22 protein-coding genes are annotated in these 20,766 nt (G+C 62.2%); 4 read left to right on the top strand and 18 right to left on the bottom strand.

Annotated features, from left to right (window positions below):
* Positions 1-336: 336 nt before the first annotated feature.
* The 10 genes from WYS_RS03985 to WYS_RS03940 form a co-directional block, all read right to left on the bottom strand.
* On the bottom strand, positions 337-1,413 hold the full coding sequence (locus tag WYS_RS03985) for a hypothetical protein (RefSeq protein ID WP_147654416.1): 1,077 nt from the start codon (positions 1,411-1,413) through the stop codon (positions 337-339).
* A gap of 356 nt (positions 1,414-1,769) precedes the next feature.
* Positions 1,770-2,261 carry a hypothetical protein gene (locus WYS_RS03980; protein WP_019176869.1) on the bottom strand — a complete coding sequence of 164 codons (492 nt, stop codon included), beginning with the start codon at positions 2,259-2,261 and terminating at the stop codon, positions 1,770-1,772.
* Positions 2,262-2,462: 201 nt separating this feature from the next.
* Positions 2,463-3,554, bottom strand: coding sequence for an SPFH domain-containing protein (locus WYS_RS03975; protein ID WP_026068781.1), 1,092 nt, complete (start codon positions 3,552-3,554; stop codon positions 2,463-2,465).
* Between the two features lie 13 nt (positions 3,555-3,567).
* Entirely contained in the window at positions 3,568-4,050 is a 483-nt protein-coding gene (locus WYS_RS14260; RefSeq protein WP_081579814.1) for an NfeD family protein, read from the bottom strand.
* Between the two features lie 111 nt (positions 4,051-4,161).
* The gene (locus WYS_RS03965) at positions 4,162-4,752 is read right to left on the bottom strand and encodes a hypothetical protein (RefSeq protein WP_019176866.1); all 591 of its coding nucleotides are present in this window, start codon (positions 4,750-4,752) and stop codon (positions 4,162-4,164) included.
* Positions 4,749-5,744: a hypothetical protein gene (locus tag WYS_RS14255; protein ID WP_019176865.1), complete on the bottom strand. Its 996-nt coding sequence runs from the start codon at positions 5,742-5,744 to the stop codon at positions 4,749-4,751. Before WYS_RS14255 ends, WYS_RS03965 begins: the two co-directional genes overlap by 4 nt.
* Positions 5,745-5,746: 2 nt before the next feature.
* On the bottom strand, positions 5,747-6,490 hold the full coding sequence (locus tag WYS_RS03955) for a hypothetical protein (RefSeq protein WP_019176864.1): 744 nt from the start codon (positions 6,488-6,490) through the stop codon (positions 5,747-5,749).
* 11 nt (positions 6,491-6,501) lie between these two features.
* Positions 6,502-7,638, bottom strand: a complete 1,137-nt coding sequence (locus tag WYS_RS03950; protein ID WP_019176863.1) for an SPFH domain-containing protein — start codon at positions 7,636-7,638, stop codon at positions 6,502-6,504.
* 2 nt (positions 7,639-7,640) lie between these two features.
* Positions 7,641-8,171 (bottom strand): hypothetical protein, encoded by a 531-nt coding sequence (locus tag WYS_RS03945; protein WP_019176862.1) that lies wholly within the window; start codon positions 8,169-8,171, stop codon positions 7,641-7,643.
* Between the two features lie 139 nt (positions 8,172-8,310).
* A complete protein-coding gene (locus WYS_RS03940; RefSeq protein WP_019176861.1) occupies positions 8,311-9,027 on the bottom strand; it encodes a DUF72 domain-containing protein in 717 nt (238 codons plus the stop codon).
* 69 nt (positions 9,028-9,096) lie between these two features.
* Here WYS_RS03940 and WYS_RS03935 point away from each other — a divergent pair, with 69 nt between their 5' ends.
* Entirely contained in the window at positions 9,097-10,200 is a 1,104-nt protein-coding gene (locus WYS_RS03935; RefSeq protein ID WP_019176860.1) for a GNAT family N-acetyltransferase, read from the top strand.
* A 203-nt stretch (positions 10,201-10,403) separates the two neighbouring features.
* Positions 10,404-10,607 carry a hypothetical protein gene (locus WYS_RS03930; RefSeq protein WP_147654415.1) on the top strand — a complete coding sequence of 68 codons (204 nt, stop codon included), beginning with the start codon at positions 10,404-10,406 and terminating at the stop codon, positions 10,605-10,607.
* Between the two features lie 87 nt (positions 10,608-10,694).
* Here the strand turns inward: WYS_RS03930 and WYS_RS03925 are convergent, their stop codons facing one another.
* The 4 genes from WYS_RS03925 to WYS_RS03910 are packed head-to-tail and all read right to left on the bottom strand — an operon-like array spanning position 10,695 to position 12,862.
* A complete protein-coding gene (locus tag WYS_RS03925) occupies positions 10,695-10,979 on the bottom strand; it encodes a DUF5654 family protein (protein WP_019176858.1) in 285 nt (94 codons plus the stop codon).
* 56 nt (positions 10,980-11,035) lie between these two features.
* On the bottom strand, positions 11,036-11,740 hold the full coding sequence (locus tag WYS_RS03920; RefSeq protein WP_019176857.1) for an ABC transporter permease: 705 nt from the start codon (positions 11,738-11,740) through the stop codon (positions 11,036-11,038).
* A complete protein-coding gene (locus WYS_RS03915; protein WP_019176856.1) occupies positions 11,737-12,666 on the bottom strand; it encodes an ABC transporter ATP-binding protein in 930 nt (309 codons plus the stop codon). The genes WYS_RS03920 and WYS_RS03915 overlap by 4 nt, the downstream gene beginning before the upstream one ends.
* Before the next feature lie 4 nt (positions 12,667-12,670).
* Complete coding sequence (locus tag WYS_RS03910; protein ID WP_019176855.1) at positions 12,671-12,862, bottom strand: hypothetical protein; 192 nt, start codon at positions 12,860-12,862, stop codon at positions 12,671-12,673.
* 152 nt (positions 12,863-13,014) lie between these two features.
* Here WYS_RS03910 and WYS_RS03905 point away from each other — a divergent pair, with 152 nt between their 5' ends.
* Together WYS_RS03905 and WYS_RS03900 are read left to right on the top strand one after the other, a co-directional pair.
* Positions 13,015-14,628: a glutamate synthase-related protein gene (locus WYS_RS03905; protein WP_026068779.1), complete on the top strand. Its 1,614-nt coding sequence runs from the start codon at positions 13,015-13,017 to the stop codon at positions 14,626-14,628.
* 270 nt (positions 14,629-14,898) lie between these two features.
* Positions 14,899-16,983 (top strand): thioredoxin domain-containing protein, encoded by a 2,085-nt coding sequence (locus tag WYS_RS03900; protein ID WP_019176853.1) that lies wholly within the window; start codon positions 14,899-14,901, stop codon positions 16,981-16,983.
* 2 nt (positions 16,984-16,985) lie between these two features.
* On the opposite strand, the gene WYS_RS03895 is transcribed toward WYS_RS03900, so the two are convergent.
* The 4 genes from WYS_RS03895 to rnz form a co-directional block, all read right to left on the bottom strand.
* Positions 16,986-17,570: a DUF4443 domain-containing protein gene (locus WYS_RS03895; RefSeq protein ID WP_019176852.1), complete on the bottom strand. Its 585-nt coding sequence runs from the start codon at positions 17,568-17,570 to the stop codon at positions 16,986-16,988.
* A gap of 132 nt (positions 17,571-17,702) precedes the next feature.
* A complete protein-coding gene (locus tag WYS_RS03890) occupies positions 17,703-18,995 on the bottom strand; it encodes a methionine adenosyltransferase (RefSeq protein WP_019176851.1) in 1,293 nt (430 codons plus the stop codon).
* A gap of 88 nt (positions 18,996-19,083) precedes the next feature.
* Positions 19,084-19,704, bottom strand: coding sequence for a class I SAM-dependent methyltransferase (locus tag WYS_RS03885; RefSeq protein ID WP_236993892.1), 621 nt, complete (start codon positions 19,702-19,704; stop codon positions 19,084-19,086).
* Positions 19,705-19,812: 108 nt separating this feature from the next.
* Complete coding sequence (rnz, locus tag WYS_RS14250; protein ID WP_019176849.1) at positions 19,813-20,766, bottom strand: ribonuclease Z; 954 nt, start codon at positions 20,764-20,766, stop codon at positions 19,813-19,815.

Genomic DNA, 20,766 nt, shown 5'->3' with positions numbered 1-20,766 from the left:
CGTTACTATTGGAGCAGGGGCCATATCGCTCTTACGCTTGTCCCCTCTCAGAGGCTTCGCTCTTACAAATAAAAATGGACGTGGACAATGTGCTTGGACGTTGGGCCATCATCTTCGCGATCCTTGGCGGAGGGGCGTGCTTGCCGGCCCTTGCTTCCAGACGGCCGAGCCTCGATCCAGGGGGCGTCCCCTTCATCGGGCACGCTGTGCCTGGATGGACCGTCCATCGGATCGATAAGCGGGATGCGACGCGGTCCCGCCGGTCCGGCGCAGCTAACAAGGCGTTGTATTAAAGAAAGAGGGGAAAGGGTTTGACCGTTCCCACGGGAAGATCATTTACGCCACTTCGGCCAGGGAGTACGGCTGCGCCTTGAGCGCCTTGACGTTGCTCTGGGCCGGGTCCAGGGTGATGAATATGTTCCCTGAGTCTATGGCCTTGACAAGGTCAGAGATGCCATGGCCCTGCAGGGGTCCGACCAGATCGCTCTCGGCCAGGTAGCCTTCGGCCACCATCCCTCTGACGACGCCGTCAGCGGCAGGACCTGCACCGGAGCACAGCGATGCCACGCTCGGCCCCTCCAGTTTTGCGTCTCCGTAGTTCAGGGTCACCTTTGTCTCGCTGGCCACATTGAACGCCCAGACGCCATAATGGAGCGCGCCGTTCTCATTGGAGATCATCGCCCCACCCCAGGGAATGTTCCACAGGATGGAGCCGATATCCTTTCCCACGAGGTTCGAGAGGACCGCGTCGGTAACGGCGGGATTGGTCAGCGGCGAATCCAGCCCAACACGGTCCAGAAACTGACTGAACAAGTTCGGGGTCAGTTTCTGCACCGGCAGCATGGGCACCAGCTTTGCGTTCTCCCAGATGGTGCTCGCGTCGATCTGTCCGCTTATCACGCCATCAGGGACGCTGGCGGTTTGAGCGGTTATGCTCATCCGCCCATCCTTCAGGGCTGACACGAAGTCAGAGATGCTCTGACCCTGCATCGGCCCTATGAGGTCCGAACTGATGAACGTGCCCATCGCCAAAAGGCCGGTGAATGTTCCCGAGGCATCATCAATGGGGCCGACTCCAGCGGGGTAAAGCTGGACCGCTGTCCCCGACCCAAGGTCAATGGTGACCTCGTCGGGAGGAGCGATGTTCGCTACCCATACTTGATAGTTGACCGCATCGGTGTCTTCGCTCATCTGCAGGATGACGACGCCGGAAGGCGCGTTCCGGTCCACCTGGCCATCCAGGCTCAGCTGCGAGTTCATGCTCAACGGCACCACCGCTGTGTCCTGCCAGGTGCCCGAGCCGGAGCCCGCGGTATTGTTGGAAGGACCTTGAGCGGAGTACGAGACCGCCGCTACGGACAATACTATGGCCAGGGCGATGCCGAATACGACCAAGATATTTGCTTTTTTCATGATCTATCTCCATTCTCAGGGTTTTTCATTTTTCTCCGTTCTTTTGTCTCCATCCTTCAATTGAGCGCGCTCGAGCACGTTCGCACTCGGCCGCCCAGCTGATTTTTTTGGCTGTCCAACCCGCACTATTTAGTTATTCGCTGAGGAATGGGCGGAAAGTCATGAAGCCCCGGACATAGCTGTCCATTATTGACCGTAAAACCGAGATTTCTGCGCAGCCTCCGGGCCGGACCGACCGGAACGTCCGCTGGTGAGGTCAGAACCAGAATAGTTCACGCATCGTACCGCACGATGATGGAACATCGATGCACCAGACTGGTCCGCCTATATGGTGCCGTGGCGGCGCCGGGCCATGCCTACCTGCGGATGTCCAGATCATCGACGTCGGTGAGCCCGAAGGCCGAGGCCAGCTCCATCAGGCCCTCGAATATGGCCAGCAGGCGGTTGTCAATAGAGGGGTTAGTGATGTCCACACCCTCGAGGTTGGCGAGATCGGACTCCAGCTCCTCGAACTGAGCGGTGGCGTACTCCTCGTCGGTGGACTCGATCTCCGAGCGCAGGATGTTGGTGAGAATGTGCGCCGATGCCATCAACCTCAGGTGCTTTTGAGCGGGGTATGCCGCCTCGGCGATGAAGGGAATGGTCCGGGATATGACCAGGCGGGCGTACAGGTCCTCCGCCTCTGGGAGATCTGGGGCTATAATCTCTTCGGCGTAGTCGAGCAGCGACCTCGCCTCCCTCATCGCGTGGGAGGCCGGCCCCTGGTCCATGCCCTTGAGCATGGAGTTACTGAGCTCGGCGATCCTCCGACGGGAATCCCTCTTGGCCGCATCGCGGGGACTTGCCATCTCCGGGTTCAGGACACCACCACCTAGACGCTAGGATTGGCATCGCCCCTCGTTTAATCCTTTTGCCTTCTTTCTTGCTGGAACAGCAAAGGGCAGGCTCCTTCCACCGCCTCCATCTCGGGCGTCGAGATATTAGGCCCGAAAAAAGAGACCGAGGTCACAGCACATGTGGAGAAAAATGAAAAGGATTGGGGAAGTGGTTTAGACGGAGTGCTTGTCCTTATCCTTGGCGATGGCCTCGGCCTTGGCCTTCTCCAGTTCCATCGATTCCTCGAGGTTCTTCAGCTCGGCGCGGAGCTCCTCGGCGGTGGGGATGGGGCCAAGGATGTCCTCGGGCCTCCCTACGGCCCGCTCGATGTCCTCCTGGGACGTCACATCCCTCGCGGGGGTCTGCCGGCCCGTGCCCAAGTATTCGGACACGCCTTCCATCACGCGGGACAGTTCGAAGGGCACGATCCACTTGGTCGACTGCCCCTCGCCCAGCGCTTGCATGGTCTGCAGCGACAGCACCGTCAGCGCCTTGGAGTCCAGCGGGCTGGCGCCCACCGACAGGATGCGCAGCTTCTGGGCCTCACCCTGCGACTGCAGGATGATGGCGAGCCTCTCGCCCTCTGCCTCCAGGACCTTGGACTGCCTCACACCCTCGGCCTGGAGGATGCGCGCTCTCTTCTGCCCTTCCGCGCTCAGGATGGCCCCGGTCTTCTCGCCGTCGGCGCGGAGGATGGTGGCCCTCCTCATCCTCTCCGCGGAGGTCTGCTCCTCCATGGCGGTCTTGACCTTAGGAGCGGGGTCGACCTCACGGATCTCCACCGCCTCGACCTTGACGCCCCACTTGTCGGTAGCCTCATCCAGAATGTCGCGCAGCTTCAGGTTGATCTTCTCGCGGCTGGAGAGGATCTCGTCAAGCTCCATGTCGCCCACCACGGAACGAAGGGTGGTCTGGGCCAGGTATACGGTGGCCGCGCGGTAGTTGGTGACTTGGAAATAGGCCTTGCTCGGATCGATGACCTTGACATAGATTATGGCATCGACGTTGGTCGGCGAGTTGTCCTTGGTGATGACCTCCTGCCTCGGCACATCGAGGACCTGGGTACGCAGGTCCATCTTGACGACCTGGCTGACGATGGGGGTCACGACGTTCAGGCCGGGGTCCAGGACCTTGATGAAGGTACCCAGGCGGATGTATAGGCCTTGCTCATAGGGACTGATGATCTTGACCGAATTGTAAACAAGGAGCAATACGGCCACGATCACGAAAATGGCCAAAGCGATGAACCAAAGTTCTGTTGTCATTTGATTACCTCCTTTACTCTGTGCAGTCGGCACCCGCGGCGCCCTGGTCGGCGACGGCTGCGACATGCACGTGCACTCCCTCGCTGGAAACGACCTGCACTCTGGTGCCCGGCTCGATGCACTCATCGGCGGTGGCGCTCCAGTCGTCGCCCTCGATCCGGACCTTTCCCCTGATATTCCCAGGCTTCACCATTGTCGTCACGACGCCGGTCCTTCCGATCAGGGAGGTCGCTACCACCGTCTCCGGCGGCGCTATCGGTGACATTTTCTGGTAGAACCTTACTGTCAGCAGGGTTGCGGGGATGAGCACCAGGAGCGCGATCAGCGGAGAATACCAGCTGAAGAACAGGTCCGGGACCACCAGGCCAAAGAAGCCCACTATGACCAGCACTGTTGCTGGGACGACGACGAAGTTACCTGGCGCGGAAGCCTCGATCAGCAGCATGATTATGCCGATGATGATCATCGCCAGTGCGAGCATCTGTTCTAATGGCATGAGCGGATTATACGCATGCTGGCTTTAATAGCTATCCCCACAGGGGTCGCCTTTGCAGGCAACGAGGGGGCCCTCTCTTCCAATATAGGACGATATTACCCATTCCGGCCATCACAGGAACAGCGATAGCCCGCCCCCTCCGTGGGCGAACGGCAGGTACACCAGCTTTGATTCCAGTACCTTCAGCTCGTAGTCCAGATACTGCAGGGTGCCCGGCTTCTCCGCCTCCAGCGTCACCACCACGAAGTCAGCGAGCTCGAGGGCGTCCTCCTGCAGGACGGTAGCGGGGACCCGCTCGACCTCGGCGAAGTCCGTCCGAGTGTTGTACCTCGGCGGATCGGTGGTCAGCTGGACCGCCCACTGGCGGAATGTGCTCACGTCGAGGTCCGACGCGGGGACGTAGATGGGTACCCTGCCCCCCTTGTCCCCGCCGGTGAACGCGGCGGCCAGCTTGTACAGGGCCCCGCCCTGAACGTTCCGGGAGCGGATGCTGATATTGCAGTACAACCTCCAGAAGGGCATGTAGTACAGCTTTCCGTTGGCGGGGGCCCTGGCATCGGCGATCTCGTACGGCACCCGGTGGATGCCGTGAACATCGCGGTTGTGAATGGTGCCGCAGTTCTTGCAGTAGAACATCTCGTCCTTTTGCTTCATATAGATGGGCTCGGAGCACTGGGGGCACTTCACCTGAGCTACCTTCATCTGTACGCACCCCCGATGACCTTGCCGAGGTCGCCGAGCTGCTTGAGGTCCAGCTTCTTCTTGTCGTCGAAGTCGCCCTCGGTCCTCTCGGAACCGTGGCGGAAGAACATGTATGTGAACGCCATGATTATCAGCCCGATGGCCACGCCGGCAAAGCCCAGCTCGGAGCCCGCGCCCAGTGCCCAGATCCCGCCCGCGGTGGCGAGCCCCCCGGCGGAAGTGCCCGCGGTGGCGGCGAGGCTCTGGTACAGCGGGTCGCCGGGAGCGCGCCCGGACAGCACCTGTCCGGTGACGCCGTCCACGGTCAGGAGATACATCCTCTCATGATAGGTGTATCGGACCACCCATACGGGATAGTAGATCATGGATGTCCGTTTCAGCAGCACGTGCAGCTTCTCGAAGGTGACGTGGGGCACACGGGCGCTGGCCCTGCCCCGCCTGAGGGCGTCGGCCTTGGCCCGGTCTATGGCCGTGTCCCTGCTGGTGGTGGACTCGAACGTGGGGATCATGGAGAAATCCTCGAAGGAGGATTCGCCGGCGAAGCTGCGCATGGACCTTATGCCAAGGTCGCCGGGATCGCAGGCGATCTCCGAGAAGCCCAGGTCCTGCAGCACCATCTCCTCCTTGTAGATCCGCTCGGTGCGGGTGTTCCCCTTGGAATCGGTGTGGGTCCTTTCCTCGTAGCCGCACACCCATCCGGCCACCCGAGTGCCCACGCTCCAGAACGGGAGATAGATGGGGTAGCATTCCACCACGGTGCCGGCAGTCTTGAGGTCCCTGGCCTTGAGGCCCTTCCCCCACCACTTCTGGGCGGAGGAGATGGCCGCGTTCTGGTCCAGCTTGTTCCTCATGGCGATGGTCTGGACGCCCTGGTCCCCTTCAACGTACAGCGTGGAGTCGCAGTACTTGCAGTTGACAGTGTCATCGCCCTCCTGAATGCTGATGGCCCCGCCGCAGGCGGGGCAGTTGAGCCCTACGGAAAGGTCGCTCATTGTTACAACCTCTTAGCTACTTGAAGGGAAGAAAGGAACACCGCCCCCACCGTCGCGCCCATGAGCACGGCCGCGGGGACCGCGGCCACTGTCGCCAATATCCCTTCGGCCGCGAAGGCGATGAAGCCCACCGCCGCGACCAGGATGTACGCGGCCGAGCTCCGGGTGGGGAAAGCAGTGGAGAACACTTCCGACGAGGAGGCGTCCACCACCACCTGGTACTTGTTCCCGTTGAAGGTGTACCCGATGGTCCAGATGGGGAAGTACACTAAAGCCTGCTCCTTGCCCTGCCCCGGCAGCTTGTCGAGGTAATGGAGCATCTCGATGTCAGGCTTGATCATCTCCGCTCCGTTCGTATCGAACTTGGCGTCGAAGATCTGCAGGTCCCCTCCGGGCACCTTGAGCTGGTGGAGGCCGGGAAGTATGGTGGAGCCGGCAGGTTCGATCGTGACGACCTCGCGGCCGTCCACTTCCCGCCTGAACAGGTATACCGGGAAGTATTGGCGCTTCACGGAGTCGACCTGGGCCAGGCGGTCGAGGTCCTTGGCCTTGGTGGACCCCCCGGCCCACCGGCGGAACGTGCCCACGGCGTCCTGCTCGGTCAGCTTGAACGGTATGGCATAGTAGAAGCCCGCGCCGGACCGGTCTATGAATATCTGGGAGCTGCAGTACGGGCACTTGGTCAGCTTGGTCCCCGCATCGAACTCCACCGGGGCGGCGCATTTCGGGCAATTTATGTGGGCCATGTCCGATCACCTCACTGCGTGGGCTTTCCGCACTCCGGGCAGAACTTGGTGCTCGCAGGCACCTCGGCGCCGCAGCTGGCGCACTTCTTGTTGCCCATGGGGGTGCCGCACTCGGGACAGAACTTCGACGATCCTGGCACGTTGGCCCCGCACTTGGAGCACTTCTTGTCCGCCTCGAACTTGGAGCCGCACTCCGGGCAGAACTTGGTGCCCGCGGGGCTGGTGGACCCGCACTTGGAGCACTTCACCGTCGCGCCCGCGCCACTGGCGGCCGCAGGCGCCGTTACGGGCTGGGGCGGCGCCGACGCTGCCGGCTGCTGCTTCATGGCGTCGACCATGGTCCATCCCATGCCCAGGCCCGCTCCCACGCCGACCCCCGCCGCGGCCGCGCCGCCGGCGGGGTTGTTGGCGGCATCCCTCATGGACTGGCCGGCCTGGTAGCCCATGTAGTTGGTGCCCAGGATCTGCATGGAGGCTCTGGTGTCCACGGCCTTCTGGACCTCTTCGGGCAGGGAGATGTATAATCCGGACACCTTGTCCACGGCGAGACCGTAGAGATCGAAGTGGTCCTTGGCCTTGGAGAGCACACCCTGCTCGATGTTGAGCAGGCTGGCGCCCAGGTCCGCCACGCCCATTCCCTGGTTCTTCATGTCCCCGACCACATTGTAGATCAGGATCACCATCTGTTCCTTGATGCGCTCCTCCACCTCGGCGGAGGAGCTGTAGTTGAAGGTGCCCACGAACTGGTTCACGAAGTTCTCCGGCTGGGATATCTTGTAGCGGAACTCCCCGAACACCCTGAGGTTCACCATGCCGAACTCGGGGTCGCGGAACTGGTAGGGCTGCTTCGAACCGAACTTCCCGTCGAAGACGCGCTTCTGAAGGTAGATGACCTCAGCCTGCTGCTTCACGCCCGACAGGGCCTCCACGAGCTTGCCCACGATGGGCATGTTCATGGACGTCAGGGCATAACGGTCCGGCCGGTCGAAGTAAGTGAGGGCCTTGCCGTCGCGGTAGAACACCGCGATCTCGTCCTCCCTCACCACGATGTTGTCGTTGAGCTTGATGTTCCTGGGAACGCGGTACATGATGTTGAACCGCTTGTTCTGGTCCTCCCAGTTCAGGGTCGTCGCGCCTATCACCGACATGTTCAGGCCTCCGTGCCCTGGATGACGTCGATGCGCCGCTTGAACTGCTGCTCAAAGCCAGTGAGCTGGGATTTGAGCTGGAGCGTCGTCCTCTGGGCGGCGGCGCTGTCCTGCGCGGTGAGGTCGCATCTAAGCTGGTCGATGCCTTTCTGCATGCCGCCGAGGGCCTCGATCATGGAGGCGTCATAATCGTAGAGGTTGAAGATTTTGTCCTCCTTGAACTGTATGTCCGCGGAAATGCCGGACCATCCGGGAGTGGAGTGCTTGACCAGCCCCTCGAGCTTCTTGTACTCGTTGATGAGGCCCCCCATCAGCTCCAGCTCCTTCGACCTGTAGGTGTTTACCACGAGAGCGCGGGAGTCCTCGACCTGCCTGCGCAGATCACCCAGCTTGACCGCCAGCTGGTCCCGGAGCATCCGGTCCGCATCCCTAAGGTCGTCCCGGCGCCGGTATCCCCGGAACCCGGGAACGAACATCTGTATCTTTTTCAGTATTCCCTGTTCCTCTTCTACCCTCTGGCGTATGTCTGGCATTTGGGTTTTCTCCAATTTGGGGGCACATTTCGGTCTCGAATTAAAAACATATCGCCCGAGGTCGCGCTCTTTGCATATTTATGAAAGAACAGCGACCTCTTTTCCTCATTGTGAGATGCATGCCGCCGGACCGCGTCCCTCAGATGCCGTCCAGCATGCCGATGAGGGTGGCAGCGTTCCGGGGCGCCCGTGCCCCCGCATCGTTGTTGAAGTATCCGTACACATCGTCGACATTCAATGACGCCAGGAGCCTGGCCCAGTTCTCGAGCTCGTCGGCGGTGTAGCTATAGGAGGCGGAGCGACCGTGCCAGCGCACGTACGCGAACGGAGCGGTGGGCACGTGCTCGGCACCTCCCCGGGCGCGGTCGGCGATGCATAGTGCGGCGCCGTGCCTCTCCAGTATGCGGTAGATGCGCGGGGAGTACCAGCCAGAATGCCGCGGCTCCACTGCGTACTTGCGGTCCCGGGGAAGGGAGGACAGAAAGTCGTCCAGGAGCTGTTGGTCCGGCGCCAGTGAGGGCGGGAGCTGCACCAGGACCGGGCCGAGGCGGGCATCCAGTGGCTCGAGCGAACTCATGAACGACCTCACCAGGCTGTCGGCGCCCCGCAACTTCTTGTAGTGAGTGATGGCCCGGTTCATCTTGGCCGCGAACACGAACCCGCTCGGCGTTCGCCCCTTCCAGGCCGCGACGGTCTCCGGGCCTGGAATGCGGTAAAATGTCATGTCCACCTCCACTGTGCCGAACTGCCTCGCGTACCAGGGCAGCATCTCCCCAGCGGGGATGCCCGGAGGGTAGAAGCTGCTCATCCAGTCCCGGTAGCTCCATCCGCTGCAACCGATGTGGTACCGCCCCATATCCCCTCCTGCCTGGCATTATGACTGCATAGATTTTTAATCGACTAGCTCCGTATTTAAGCAATCGTTATGAGCAGCGCGTGGGGAGAGGACATGCAGGCCATTTCCATGAAGGCCGATGGCGGAGAGGACAGGAGCAAGATCGTGGGACTTCTCGAAACGGTGGAGGGTTGGCCGGGGTTCGAGCACGGCGGGAGCAATGAGGATTTCTGGGAGTGGAGATATAAGAGGAACCCCCTCGGCCCCGCTTTCACCTGCCATGTATGGAGGGGGGAGGACATCACCGCCAACGCAGGAGGGCTGCGGACCGAGCTTGCCATAGGGGGGTCGGTGCGCCGGGCCGCGCAGTGGTCGGACCTCTACACCCATCCGGACCACCGAGGGCAGGGCATGGCCCAGCGCGCCGTGAAGTGCCTGGAGGACCAGGAGAGGAATGGGGGGGTCCACCTCGACTTCGCGTTCCCCTCCGCGACTGGGTACGAGGTCGTCAAGGGCAGAGGGTTCCGGGAGATGCCGGTGCGCTTCGCGCAATACGAGCTCATAACCAATCCCGAGAGGTTCTTCGCCAACGTCAGGATGGGGCAGATGAAGAGGGTGGCCTACGAGGTCCTGCGCATGATCAGAGTGAGAAGCGGGGACGAGAGCGGCGTGACCACCATGGTGGCGGACCACTTCCCCGAGGACATCGAGGCCCTGACCACAGCCTTCGGAGGGCGCTTCGACATGGTCCTGCACCGCAGCAGGGCGTACCTGGAATGGAGGTACGCGGATCCGGTCGGCGGTAAGTTCATATTGCTGTTCGCCAGGCGGGACGAGAGGACCGCTGGATATGCAGTCCTGCGCCCGTACGCGATCTCCGGAAAGCCCTATATGGACATCATAGACCTCGTGGCGCTGCCCGAGGACGTCCCCGCCCTGAGATCAATGCTCAGGACGGCGGTGGCGATCAGCCAGGAGCACGGCTCCGACCTGCTCCAGATGTGGCTCCCCACCACCCACCCGTTCGCCACCGAGCTGGGCAGGATGGGGTTCTTTCTCCGGCAGCCGGTGCAGGGAGAGAGGCTGATGCGCCTCATGGTCCGGCCCCTGGTGGAGGACGCCGCCCTGAAAGAGATCATGGGCCGGCCGCATCTGAAATACCATATGGTCCTGGGCGACACCGATTGGGTTTGAGCCAAGCACCATTCGGCCTTCCGCCCTATCGCGGACCGGGCGCTGGAGCCCGAGGCCCTCTCCGACAGGGGGCGCTCCGCTCGTTGCAGCATACTTGGGCCGTGCCGCCGCCCGGAGCTGGCCTTGGAAGAGCGGCCTCGATACCTCGGGGCAGGTCATAGACCTCCCGATGTTTTGGCGCCAAAGAAGGATATAGGTTGAACATGGAAGCGGAACGCGGAGAGATCGACATGGGATTGCAGGACGATCTTAAAGCAAGAGCCCAGAAGGAGAAGGACAAGCTTTCCGGCGACGCGGGCCAGAAAGCCCAGGACGAGATGAATCGCGACAGCGGCAACGTGGGCGGGGACGTCCGGGAGAACGTGGAGAACGCCGGACAGAAGATAAAGGAGAAGATCAGGCGGTGAAGGGGGCCGCGCGCCGATCGGCGTCATGACTGACTGCCAAACCCTTTCCAAGGCTTATTAAAATAAAAGGGGGCAAAGCCCCCGGTTTTACTTCTTCTTGACGGCGGACCTAAGGTCAAGGGACTTGTACTTGGCCATGACCCTGCCGATCCACACGATGGCGATGACCGCGACCACGGTCACGATGACAGCGTACACGAGCTGACCCACCAGAGTGCCGTCGGAGCTGAAGTACTCGGCGATCAGGGCCTTAATGGCCTCGTTCCATGCCAGCGCGGCCACGAAACCGAACGCGGCGGTCATCAGCGCGGCGATGGTCTCGATTATCTGGAGAGTGGTGCTCTTGACTTCGGGCTTAGCATCGTCAGTCAACGATATTCCTCTCCTCCTGGAACATCACGGAATAATAAAACCGTTATCCCTGATTTTTAGTCAGGGATGGAGGTCACGATCTTCTCCTTGTTCAGCCTCGTAGATAGCGCATAGGAGATGGCGATCAGGGCGACCGACGCAAGCAACAGGACAGGCACTATGGCGCTGACCAGGGAGGCGTCCTGCTGCACCGCGGCCGTGGAGGCGGACAGACCTCCCACCAGCAATGCGAACACTCCGATGCTCACCAGGCGGTTCTCCTTCATCCCCATGGCCAGCTGTATGTACCCCACGATGCCTATCGCTGCCGCGGTGAACAGCGGGGCCACCACCAGGAGGTGCAGGACCACCAAGAGCGACAGCGGCGCCACGGTGAAGCTCGAGTAGGCGAAGAGCGCCAGCAGGCCGGAGGAGAGCAGGGCGAACAAGTATGACGGTATCGCCACGCCCAGCATCTTGCCGAGCCATATGGTCCTCAGGTTGAGGGGGGTGCACAAGAGCGTCTCGATGACGCCGCTCTGCTTCTCCCGGAAGAACACCGAGCCACATAGGACGAATCCCGAGAACACCCCGATGAACAGGGACAAGTACATGATGGACCAGTCGATGGAGACCGTTTCTCCGGCCACGCCCCCGAACCCTCCCATGTTGGACAAAGCGAACAGGAAGGAGAAGCCCAGGGCGGATATCCAGGAGCCCTTGTTGGTGGCGATCTCGTTCAGCTCCTTCCGCGCCACGAACATGACCTGTTCGCCGTTCATGCCCTCGCCTCCTGCTCCCTGACCAGGTCGATGTACACGTCCTCAAGGGACCGTGAGGACTTGCGAGCCTCCTCCAGACGGACCCCTGCGCCGATCAGGGCGGCGATTATCCCATGAGAGCTCTCGTCGATGTGGGTGACGATCAGGGAGGTTCCCTCCCGCCGGGCCCCTGTCACGGTCGGCAGCGACCCGATAATACCCTCCGCGCTGATGGCGTCATGCTCCGAGGACGCCGTCAGGGTAATGACGTGAACGCCCTTGGCGTCCCGGAGGTTCTCCACCGAATCGTACGCCCGCAGCTCCCCGGCCTTGATCACCGCAACGCGGGAGCAGGCCCTCTGCACCTCGTCGAGATTGTGGGAGCTGAGCAGCACCGTCATCCTCTCCCGGCGCGACAGGCCGGTGAGGATGTCCCTCACCATCCTCTGGGCCTCCGGGTCGAGGCCCGAGGTCGGCTCGTCCAGCAGAAGGATCCCCGGGTCGTGCACGATGGCCCGGGCGATGCCCAGCTTGCGCCTCATGCCCTTAGAGAAAGTGAACACCTTGTCGTCCCCGCGATCCTTCAGCCCGAAGGTTTCCAGCAGCTCGGAGACCCGCCTCTGGCGGTCGGGGACGCCATACAGCTTGGCATAGTAATCGAGGTTCCGCCATGCCGAGATCCTGTCGTACAGGCCGTCGTTCTCCATGAGCACCCCCACCTGCTTCCGCGCCGCATCGTCGGTCCCCAGATCGACCCCCCGGACCAGCGCGCTTCCCGAGGTTGGCCTCAGCAGGCCGATGAGTATGCGCATGGTGGTGGTCTTGCCGGCACCGTTGGGGCCCAGGTAGCCGAACACCTCGCCTTCCTGCACCGAGAAAGAAACATCCCTCAGGACGGGGCGGCCGGCGAAGGTCTTGCTCAGCCCACTTATCTCGATGACGTTCATGGTCTCAGCCGCTCCTTTCCTTCCTGTCCAGCATGGCGCCTATGGCCAGGCCGAACATCGCACCGACGGCCACCAGGACATAGTTGATGGGGTCCTGAGTGATGAGGGACAGGACGGCTCCGAAGAACAAGCCGGCGACCATGCCTAAGGCCAGTCCGAGCCCTGTCAGGGATTGCTTCTTTTGAGCGACAGCCATGGACCAAGTGAAAGTCTGCTGCGATAAAACTGTTTCTGTGGGGCCGTTCGAGTAGCGAGATGGCCACCATAGGGGCAAATTATTATCAATATGTCCACGATATCCCACCGGCGATAGCAGGTCACGGATTTTTTGGATTCGAGGATGATGCTATGATATGTATTGAGAACGCGAGATCTACGACAGGAACCAAATGTAGGGTGGAGGACATCAGCCCGGTATCCGGGATGTGCCCTCTTTGCATAGAGGAATGCGCCGTGGTATGTGAGGTTGGGAAATCCGCCTTCCGCGGCAGGGAAGTACTGTATCCCAGCAACGAGTACTTCGGCCAAAGCACGGCGGCGTCCAACAAGGACTTTCTGCTAGACTGGTCGCACTTCCAGATCCTGGCCGAGCTCATCGGCGCCAGAGGCGTGGAGCCCAGCTCTGACAAGGCCTTCTTCGAGAACGCTGACGTGACGACGGAGGTCGCCACCCGCTCCAAGAAGCCCATCAAGCTGAAGGTGCCCGTGGTCATTGCCGGGCTTGGCTCCACTGAAGTGGCCAAGAGGAACTGGGAAGGGCTGGCTAAGGGGGCCGCCCTCTCGGGCATCATCGAGACTGTGGGAGAGAACGTCTGTGGGATGGACCACGAGTCGACGTACTCCCAGGGCAAGGTCACCAGGTCCCCGGACATGGAATCGAGGATCGCCCTCTTCCGCGAGCTCTGGGACGGGAAGCATGGGGATATCGCCGTGCAGACCAACGTGGAGGACCAGCGGGCCGGGGTCGACCAGTACGCGCTGTCCAAGCTCGAGGTGAACATTATCGAGCGGAAGTGGGGACAGGGCGCCAAGGCCATCGGAGGAGAGGTTCGCCTTAAGACCCTGGAGCGGGCCCTGGAGCTCAAGAAGCGCGGCTATCTGGTGGTCCCGGACCCCGAGGACCCCGCGGTGCAGGCCTCCTTCAAGGTCGGAGGGTTCAAGACCTTCGAGAGGCACAGCAGGGTAGGGTTCCCGGAGCACCGGGGCTTCGTCGAGGACGTGGAGAAGCTTCGTGAGCAGGGGGCCAAGTACGTGTTCCTCAAGACCGGGGCGTACCGCCCCGAGGTGGTGGCGTTCACCATGAAGGCCGCCTCCGAGGCGAAGATCGACCTCCTCACCTTCGACGGCGCAGGGGGAGGCACCGGAATGAGCCCGGTCCCCATGATGAACGAGATGTCTACGCCCACCGTGCACCTGGAAGCGCAGGTGATCATGGCCGCCAAGATACTCAGGAAGCAGGGGCGGTTCGTCCCCGACATTTGCTTCGCGGGCGGCTTCACCAACGAGAGCCAGATGTTCAAGGCCATGGCCATGAGCAATATCGGCGACGGCCCCCTGGTGAAGGCTGTGGCGATGGCGCGCGCACCGATCACCGCGGTCATGAAGTCCCAGTACTTCGCTCGGCTGGCCGAGAGCGGCAAGCTGCCCCGGTCGTTCTCCGATCAGTACTCCGCGGACCCCGCCCAGTTCTTCGTCAAGGCGGCGGAGGTCCAGAGCAGGTTCCCCGAGAAGAAGGTGGGGAGGGACATCCCATGGGGAGCGGTGGGGCTGAACACCTACCTCAACGACCGCATCGGCGAGGGTCTGAAGCAGCTGATGGCGGGATCGAGGAGGTTCAAACTGAACCTCCTGGGGAGGGACGACATCGCCTCCCTGAGCGACGAGGCCGCCAGGGTCACGGGGATAGAGACCTTCGACCAGATGGCCGAGCGGACCATCCCCAGCATCCTGGAGAACTGGTAAGCTCATCTGGACCAACGAGGCTTTCGAGCCTCCCCTTCATTTTTCCTTTTCCCTGACTACGGCCGTCAGGTACTGTTATATAATCCAGGTTCGAATAACAAAATCCGCCCAATATAATGGCATGTGGGTCCGAGAGGCTTTCCCTCTCGGGGAGGCTATAGGAGGAGAGAATTGGGGGGATGGGGAGTTCCCTCCCCCCGTTAATTTTTAGCAGCTCTAGCGAGCATTTCCTTGAAATACCAGTCGGTGCGCTAATCATCGTGAGCAGCCATGGACGAGGATAAGACGGTCCAGAAGGCCGCCGGACGCAAGAACCGGCTGGCCGAGGAGCGGAGCCCCTACCTCCGGCAGCACTCCGACAACCCCGTTGACTGGTACCCTTGGGGCGAGGAAGCCTTCCAGAAGGCCGAGAGGGAGGACAAGCCCATCTTCCTCTCCATCGGCTATTCCTCCTGCCACTGGTGCCATGTCATGGCCGAGGAATCGTTCCAGGACGAGGATGTAGCCAAGGCCATCAACGCCTCTTTCGTCCCCGTCAAGGTGGACCGGGAGGAGCGGCCGGACATCGACAACACTTACATGATGACGGCCCAGCTCCTCACTGGGAGAGGGGGATGGCCGCTCACCATCATCATGACCCCGGACAAGAAGCCGTTCTTCGCCGGCACCTATCTCCCCAAGAACGCCGGCCACGGCATCCCCGGGCTCATGGACGTCCTGGGAACGGTGTCCGATTTCTGGAAGACCCGTCGCAGCGAGATCGACAAGGCCTCCCGGGACGTTATGAACATCATGCAGCAAGATCTAGGCGGCCCTGCCGAGGGCGGGGTGATCGATGCCGAAGTGCAGGCCAACGCAGCCGCCCGGCTGGGGGCGGGGTTCGACCCCGCCTTCGGGGGCTTCGGTCCCCCGCCCAAGTTCCCCACCCCGCATGCCATGACCCTGCTGCTGCGGCACTGGCGCCGCACCGGGGATAAAAAGTCGCTGAGCATGGCAGACAAGACCCTGGAGATGATGAGGGCGGGCGGCATCTTCGACCAGCTGGGCGGGGGGTTCCACCGTTATTCCACGGACCGGGAGTGGCTGGTCCCCCACTTCGAGAAGATGCTGTACGACCAGGCCCTGCTGGCGGTGGCGTACGTGGAGGCGTGGCAAGCGACCGGCAAAGAGGCCCATGCCCGCACCGCCAGGGAAGTGCTGGACTATGTCCTCCGGGACATGACCTCACCCGGGGGGGCGTTCTACTCGGCGGAAGATGCCGACAGCGAGGGTGAGGAGGGAAAGTTCTACGTCTGGCGCGAGGACGAAGCGGCCAGAGTGCTCAGCCCCGGGGAGTTGGATCTGGCCAGGAAGCTATTCGGCATCAGCGAGCAAGGCAACATGGCGGAGGGAGAAAAGCGCCTCAAGCAGGGCAAGAACGTGCTGCGCCTGTCCGCCGGCGCATCGCCGGGAGATCAGCGCCTGGAGGGTGTCAGGTCCAAGCTCCTTGCCGCCAGAGGGGAAAGGGCACGGCCGTTCAAGGACGACAAGGTGATGACGGACTGGAACGGCCTGATGATCGGGGCGTTCGCCCGGGCCGGGGCGGCGCTTGGAGAGCGCGGGTACGTGGATGCGGCGGCCAAAGCGGCGGACGATATCCTATCGACCATGAGGCGCCCGGACGGGTCGCTCCTGCACGTGCAGAGAGGCAACGGCGGCGTGGGAGGGTTCCTGGAGGACCACGCCTTCCTGGCATGGGGCCTGCTGGAGCTGTACCAGGCCGACCTGGACCAGGGATGGCTGGAGGCGGCGCTGGACATTTCCAAGAGCATGATCGACCGATTCTGGGACCCCGCCAAGGGAGGGTTCTTCATGACCGCCGATGGCGCGCCCGACGTGGTGCACCGCAGGAAGGACTTCTACGACGGCGCCACCCCGTCAGGGAACTCCATGGCCCTCATGGACCTCCTGGTCCTGGCGAGGATCACCGAGGCCGCCGACCTGAGGGACAAGGCGGAAAGTACCATCAGGGCGTTCTCGGCGGGGGTCGCCAGAGCGCCGGAGGCCCATACCGCCTTCCTCAACGCGGTGGACTTTCGCATAGGCCCCTCCTACTCAGTGGTGGTGTCCGGCAAGAGGGGAGCGGAGGATACCGGCAGGCTCCTGCGCGAGGTCGATTCGAAGTTCGTGCCCAACAAGGTGGTGCTGCTGAACGAGCCACGGCCGGGGGACGGGCTGGTGCGCAAGATCTCGCCGCTGGTGCGGGGGCACGAGATGAAGAACGGGAAGGCGGTGGTCCAGGTATGCACGGAAAAGGAGTGCCTGGAGGAGACCTCCGACCCCCAGATCCTCGGGAAGCTCTTTGACGGGGAATAGACCTACAGGAGCTCGAAGGCCGCGGCCAGCGCGCCCTCTTCGGCCCGCTGAAGGTCGGCGGAGGTGCCTATGATGATGACGTCCCCGTCGTTGAGGTCGAACAGCCTGCGGATGGACCCCGCGGCCTCCGGCCGATCCTTATCCAGATCGAAATCCACCGGGATGATCAGCTTGTCGCCCTTTACCACCACAGTGGTGGCCCCCTCGGCCCCCGCCATTATGGCCTGGTCGCGCTGCTCCATCCCCGACTTGATCTTGTAGCCCATCCCCTTGACCTGCACCGCCACCGAGCTCTGGCCCAGGGTCATGTCCTCGGAGTCCAAGGTGTATATCTGAAGGGGGAGCTTGCCGAAGAACTCCTGTCCCTTCTTGCTGATCTTGATCCCGGTCTGCTTGACGTCGACCAGGTCTTCCTCCCGAAGGTACTCGATTATCGTGCGCATGCTGCCCTCGCCCACCCCGATGCGGTCAGAGAGCTGCTTGCGTCCCTTCCTGCGGCCGTCCGAAAGCATGGAGAGCGTCTTGTAGACGTGATAGTCGCTGAAACGGTACAAGGGGCCATATTTGGGCCGTTCGATGAGCTTCATCACTTCAGATTACCGTCATTTCACCATTTAAACATGTCCCTCACTGGCTGATGGCGCGGGACCGACCGTGCTCGGCTGCGCGTTGGGCGATTTTATGCGATCACTATAATATGGTCGTCCGAATGCTCGACGTCAGAACGTGGGGACCTCGCCGCTTACCATACGACGAGTGAGCCCTCCGATGTCCGCCAGCTGGGCGTCGGTGATCTCCCTGGCCCGCCGCTCCCATCGCCGGTACAGCATCTCGTCTGGAACTATGAGATCGATGCTCGCCAGGGCGGGTTGGTCGATGGGGCTGCCGATCTGCGACATCAGCCGCACCCTGACCTCCGACAGCTCCTCGCCCGCTTCATCGGCAATGGCGTTGGCGATCTCGTTCGCCAGCACGTTGTACAGCTTGCCCACGTGGGTCACCGGGTTCTTTCCCGAAGCCGCCTCCATGCTCATCGGCCGGAAGGGGGTGATGAGGCCGTTGACCCTGTTCCCCCTCCCCACCGAGCCGTCGTCACCGTTCTCCATGGACAGCCCGGTCACGGTCAGGTAGTAATCGCTGGCGTCCTCGCTCTCGAGGTGGTCGGCATGGTTGAGGGTGATGTCCACATTGTGCTCGGTGTGCTCGCAACAACGGTCTCTTATGAGGGCCTTCATCTCCTCCATGAGGCTCCGGTACTCCGCCGCGTTCGCCACCCTCGACGATATCATGGCGCAGGCGATGGTCAGGGAGATATCGTTCCCGTCCCGCGCGGCCATCACCTTGACGTCCTTGCCGGCGGCGGCCATCCCCCTTCTGGACCTCATCTCCCCGTTGATGAAATGCTCGATCCCGAGCACCAGCTCTTCCGTCTCCGTCCGGGGGGCGGATCCCACCCCGAAGGAAGTGTCGTTGGCCGGCCGGCAGGTGCTCGATGTCCCGTCGGACCGGCACTCGGCCTCGTCCTTGTCGAAGTTCCTCAGCAGGTCCTGGCTTCCCCTGCCGACGCGGCAGTCGATGATGGTGTCCAGGTCGATGTCGATGCCGTGCAGCTGGGACAGCTCGGGATCATGGAAGTTCTTGCGGAGGTACCTCCGGGCCGCCTCCACCGCGGTCCTGCGCACCGGGAGCCGGACCCGCTGGCATCCCTCATACACCACTTCATCCACGGCCCGGCCGAGGATCATAACGTACGCGGGCTCGAGGACGTCCCCTCCGCCCCAGGAGGGGGCCGATTGCCCGCCGGAGACCTCGTTCTGGTCCACGTTGAAGTGCAGGATGTTCCCGCCGCACTCGGCCATATACATCTTGCACAGCTCCTGGGACACTGCCTCGGCGATCCCGTCGGCGATGCTGTCAGGGTGGCCGACACCTTTCCTCTCCACCAGCTCCACCCGCCCTTTGGAGGCCGGCACCCTGTCCGACCAGTCCACGGCGATGTTCCTTTCTACCATGGGCCCCTCCGAAACGCTCCTTGAACTAGGGGGCGCATGTGATAAATAACCCCCGCCAGGAAATCGCTTGGCGTGATAAGGGCCATGCCTAACGGGCCGTTGCGGTCACGCAGAGCCATTTCCCGTTCTCGTGCTCACGGGCGGAGATGTCACGAAAACCCGCCTCGGACAGCGTTCTGGACAGCTCGGCCCCGGTATATATCGTCATGTCGATCCGGTCCGTCCAATTCTCGAAGCCTTCCGGCCGGGAGGCTTCGTTGCAGATGAGGATCGTGCCGCCGCTCTTCATCACCCGCCGCACCTCTTTGAGATCGCTCAAAAGGTCCGGCCAGAAGTAGACGGTCTCGAAAGCGGTAACGACATCGAACTTTCCGCCATCGAAGGGGAGAGAGGAAACGCTGGCCTGCACGATCTCCACGCGCCCCTGATGGATCGCTTTCTTGTTCGTCCTCTTGGATTTGCTGACGCTTTCGGCAGAGTAGTCCGCGCCGTACACCTTGCTGCCCTCAGACATGCTCAGCAAGTATGAGATGTTCTTGCCCCCTCCGCACCCTATGTCCAGGACCTCGGATCGGGACGGTACTTGAATATGCGAGAGCCCCCACAGGGAGACCTTTTTGTGCGCGATGCCCATCATGGACAGCATCATCCTGCCGCTCATGCCTTGCGGCTTGCGTGTATTTTGATAGAGATCCCTTACGACGCCCAAGTGCATCACCCCCCACTATTTCGGATACCCTAAACCTAGTGCTGTCACATAAAGATGATGATGAGCCGTCTCGTTAATGCAGATCGGCGGATGCGATCCGCGATCTCGTTACCGCGGACCCGGCCCGCCCGGGAGGTTCACACCCGGGGGACCCTTCCCGCCCATGCGCACCGGCAGGGACATCAGGTCTGTGGCCACGACGGTATGGGGAAAGGTCTCCTGAGCTTCCTTCTCCAGTATCGAAGCGTCGTCATAGCGGTTGGATATATGCGTGAGGATAAGGAGGCCGACCCCCGCGGCCTTGGCCACCTCCGCAGCCTCCCGGGCGGTGGAGTGACCGTACTCCCTCGCCCCCTCCTGAAGGGAGTGGTCCATGGTGGCCTCATGCACCAGCACCTCCGCTCCCGTGGCCGCTTCGATGATGGCCTGGGTGGGGCGGGTGTCCCCTGAGATCACGACCTTGCGCCCCTTCCTGGGAGGCCCGAGAACCATGCTCGGCTCGATGGTCTTCCCCTTCACCGTGACGGCATTGCCGGACTGGAGCCGGCTGAACATGGGGCCCTCGGGAACGCCCAGCTCCTTGGCCCGGTCGATGAGGAACCTGCCCCTCCGGGGCTTCTCCTCGATTACGAAGGACAGGGAGGGGATGGTGTGCTCGCTCTCCAGCGCGGTCACCGTGTACGGTCCGAAGTCCACGGCGTCGCCCCCCTGCATCTCCCCGGCGCGGATGGGGAAGGAGGGGGTGAAATCACCCAGTGTGGCTACGGTGGCGGCGAGCTCGATCATGCCCCGGGGCCCGTAGATGTCCAGGGCGCTGTCCCGGCCGGAAAAGTTCATCGATTGGATGAGCCCAGGGAGGCCAAGGAAGTGGTCCCCGTGGAAGTGAGAGATGAAGATGCTGGACACCTTCATGAACGAGACCGGGGAGAGCATGAACTGCCTCTGGGTCCCTTCTCCGCAATCGAACAGTAGCACATCCCTGCCGATCTGCAGGGCGATGGCGCTAACGCCCCTCTGCGGAGAGGGCAGCCCCCCTCCGGTCCCCAGGAATGTCAGTTGCAC

The organism is Methanomassiliicoccus luminyensis B10, assembly GCF_000308215.1.
Classification (GTDB): Archaea; Thermoplasmatota; Thermoplasmata; order Methanomassiliicoccales; family Methanomassiliicoccaceae; genus Methanomassiliicoccus; species Methanomassiliicoccus luminyensis.
Note: the sequence above shows the minus strand (reverse complement) of the source record. Positions and strands in the feature narration are given on the sequence as shown.

Coding starts and splice junctions, on each gene's coding strand:
- WYS_RS03980 (WP_019176869.1), bottom strand. CDS start 2,261: ATGGCAAGTCCCCGCGATGCGGCCAAGAGGGATTCCCGTCGGAGGATC.
- WYS_RS03915 (WP_019176856.1), bottom strand. CDS start 12,666: ATGAACGTCATCGAGATAAGTGGGCTGAGCAAGACCTTCGCCGGCCGC.
- WYS_RS14255 (WP_019176865.1), bottom strand. CDS start 5,744: ATGAGCGACCTTTCCGTAGGGCTCAACTGCCCCGCCTGCGGCGGGGCC.
- WYS_RS03895 (WP_019176852.1), bottom strand. CDS start 17,570: ATGAAGCTCATCGAACGGCCCAAATATGGCCCCTTGTACCGTTTCAGC.
- WYS_RS03935 (WP_019176860.1), top strand. CDS start 9,097: ATGAGCAGCGCGTGGGGAGAGGACATGCAGGCCATTTCCATGAAGGCC.
- WYS_RS03890 (WP_019176851.1), bottom strand. CDS start 18,995: ATGGTAGAAAGGAACATCGCCGTGGACTGGTCGGACAGGGTGCCGGCC.
- WYS_RS03905 (WP_026068779.1), top strand. CDS start 13,015: ATGATATGTATTGAGAACGCGAGATCTACGACAGGAACCAAATGTAGG.
- WYS_RS03930 (WP_147654415.1), top strand. CDS start 10,404: ATGGAAGCGGAACGCGGAGAGATCGACATGGGATTGCAGGACGATCTT.
- WYS_RS03900 (WP_019176853.1), top strand. CDS start 14,899: ATGGACGAGGATAAGACGGTCCAGAAGGCCGCCGGACGCAAGAACCGG.
- WYS_RS03950 (WP_019176863.1), bottom strand. CDS start 7,638: ATGTCGGTGATAGGCGCGACGACCCTGAACTGGGAGGACCAGAACAAG.
- WYS_RS03940 (WP_019176861.1), bottom strand. CDS start 9,027: ATGGGGCGGTACCACATCGGTTGCAGCGGATGGAGCTACCGGGACTGG.
- WYS_RS03910 (WP_019176855.1), bottom strand. CDS start 12,862: ATGGCTGTCGCTCAAAAGAAGCAATCCCTGACAGGGCTCGGACTGGCC.
- WYS_RS03985 (WP_147654416.1), bottom strand. CDS start 1,413: ATGAAAAAAGCAAATATCTTGGTCGTATTCGGCATCGCCCTGGCCATA.
- WYS_RS03975 (WP_026068781.1), bottom strand. CDS start 3,554: ATGACAACAGAACTTTGGTTCATCGCTTTGGCCATTTTCGTGATCGTG.
- WYS_RS03955 (WP_019176864.1), bottom strand. CDS start 6,490: ATGGCCCACATAAATTGCCCGAAATGCGCCGCCCCGGTGGAGTTCGAT.
- WYS_RS03965 (WP_019176866.1), bottom strand. CDS start 4,752: ATGAAGGTAGCTCAGGTGAAGTGCCCCCAGTGCTCCGAGCCCATCTAT.
- WYS_RS03945 (WP_019176862.1), bottom strand. CDS start 8,171: ATGCCAGACATACGCCAGAGGGTAGAAGAGGAACAGGGAATACTGAAA.
- WYS_RS14260 (WP_081579814.1), bottom strand. CDS start 4,050: ATGCCATTAGAACAGATGCTCGCACTGGCGATGATCATCATCGGCATA.
- WYS_RS03920 (WP_019176857.1), bottom strand. CDS start 11,740: ATGAACGGCGAACAGGTCATGTTCGTGGCGCGGAAGGAGCTGAACGAG.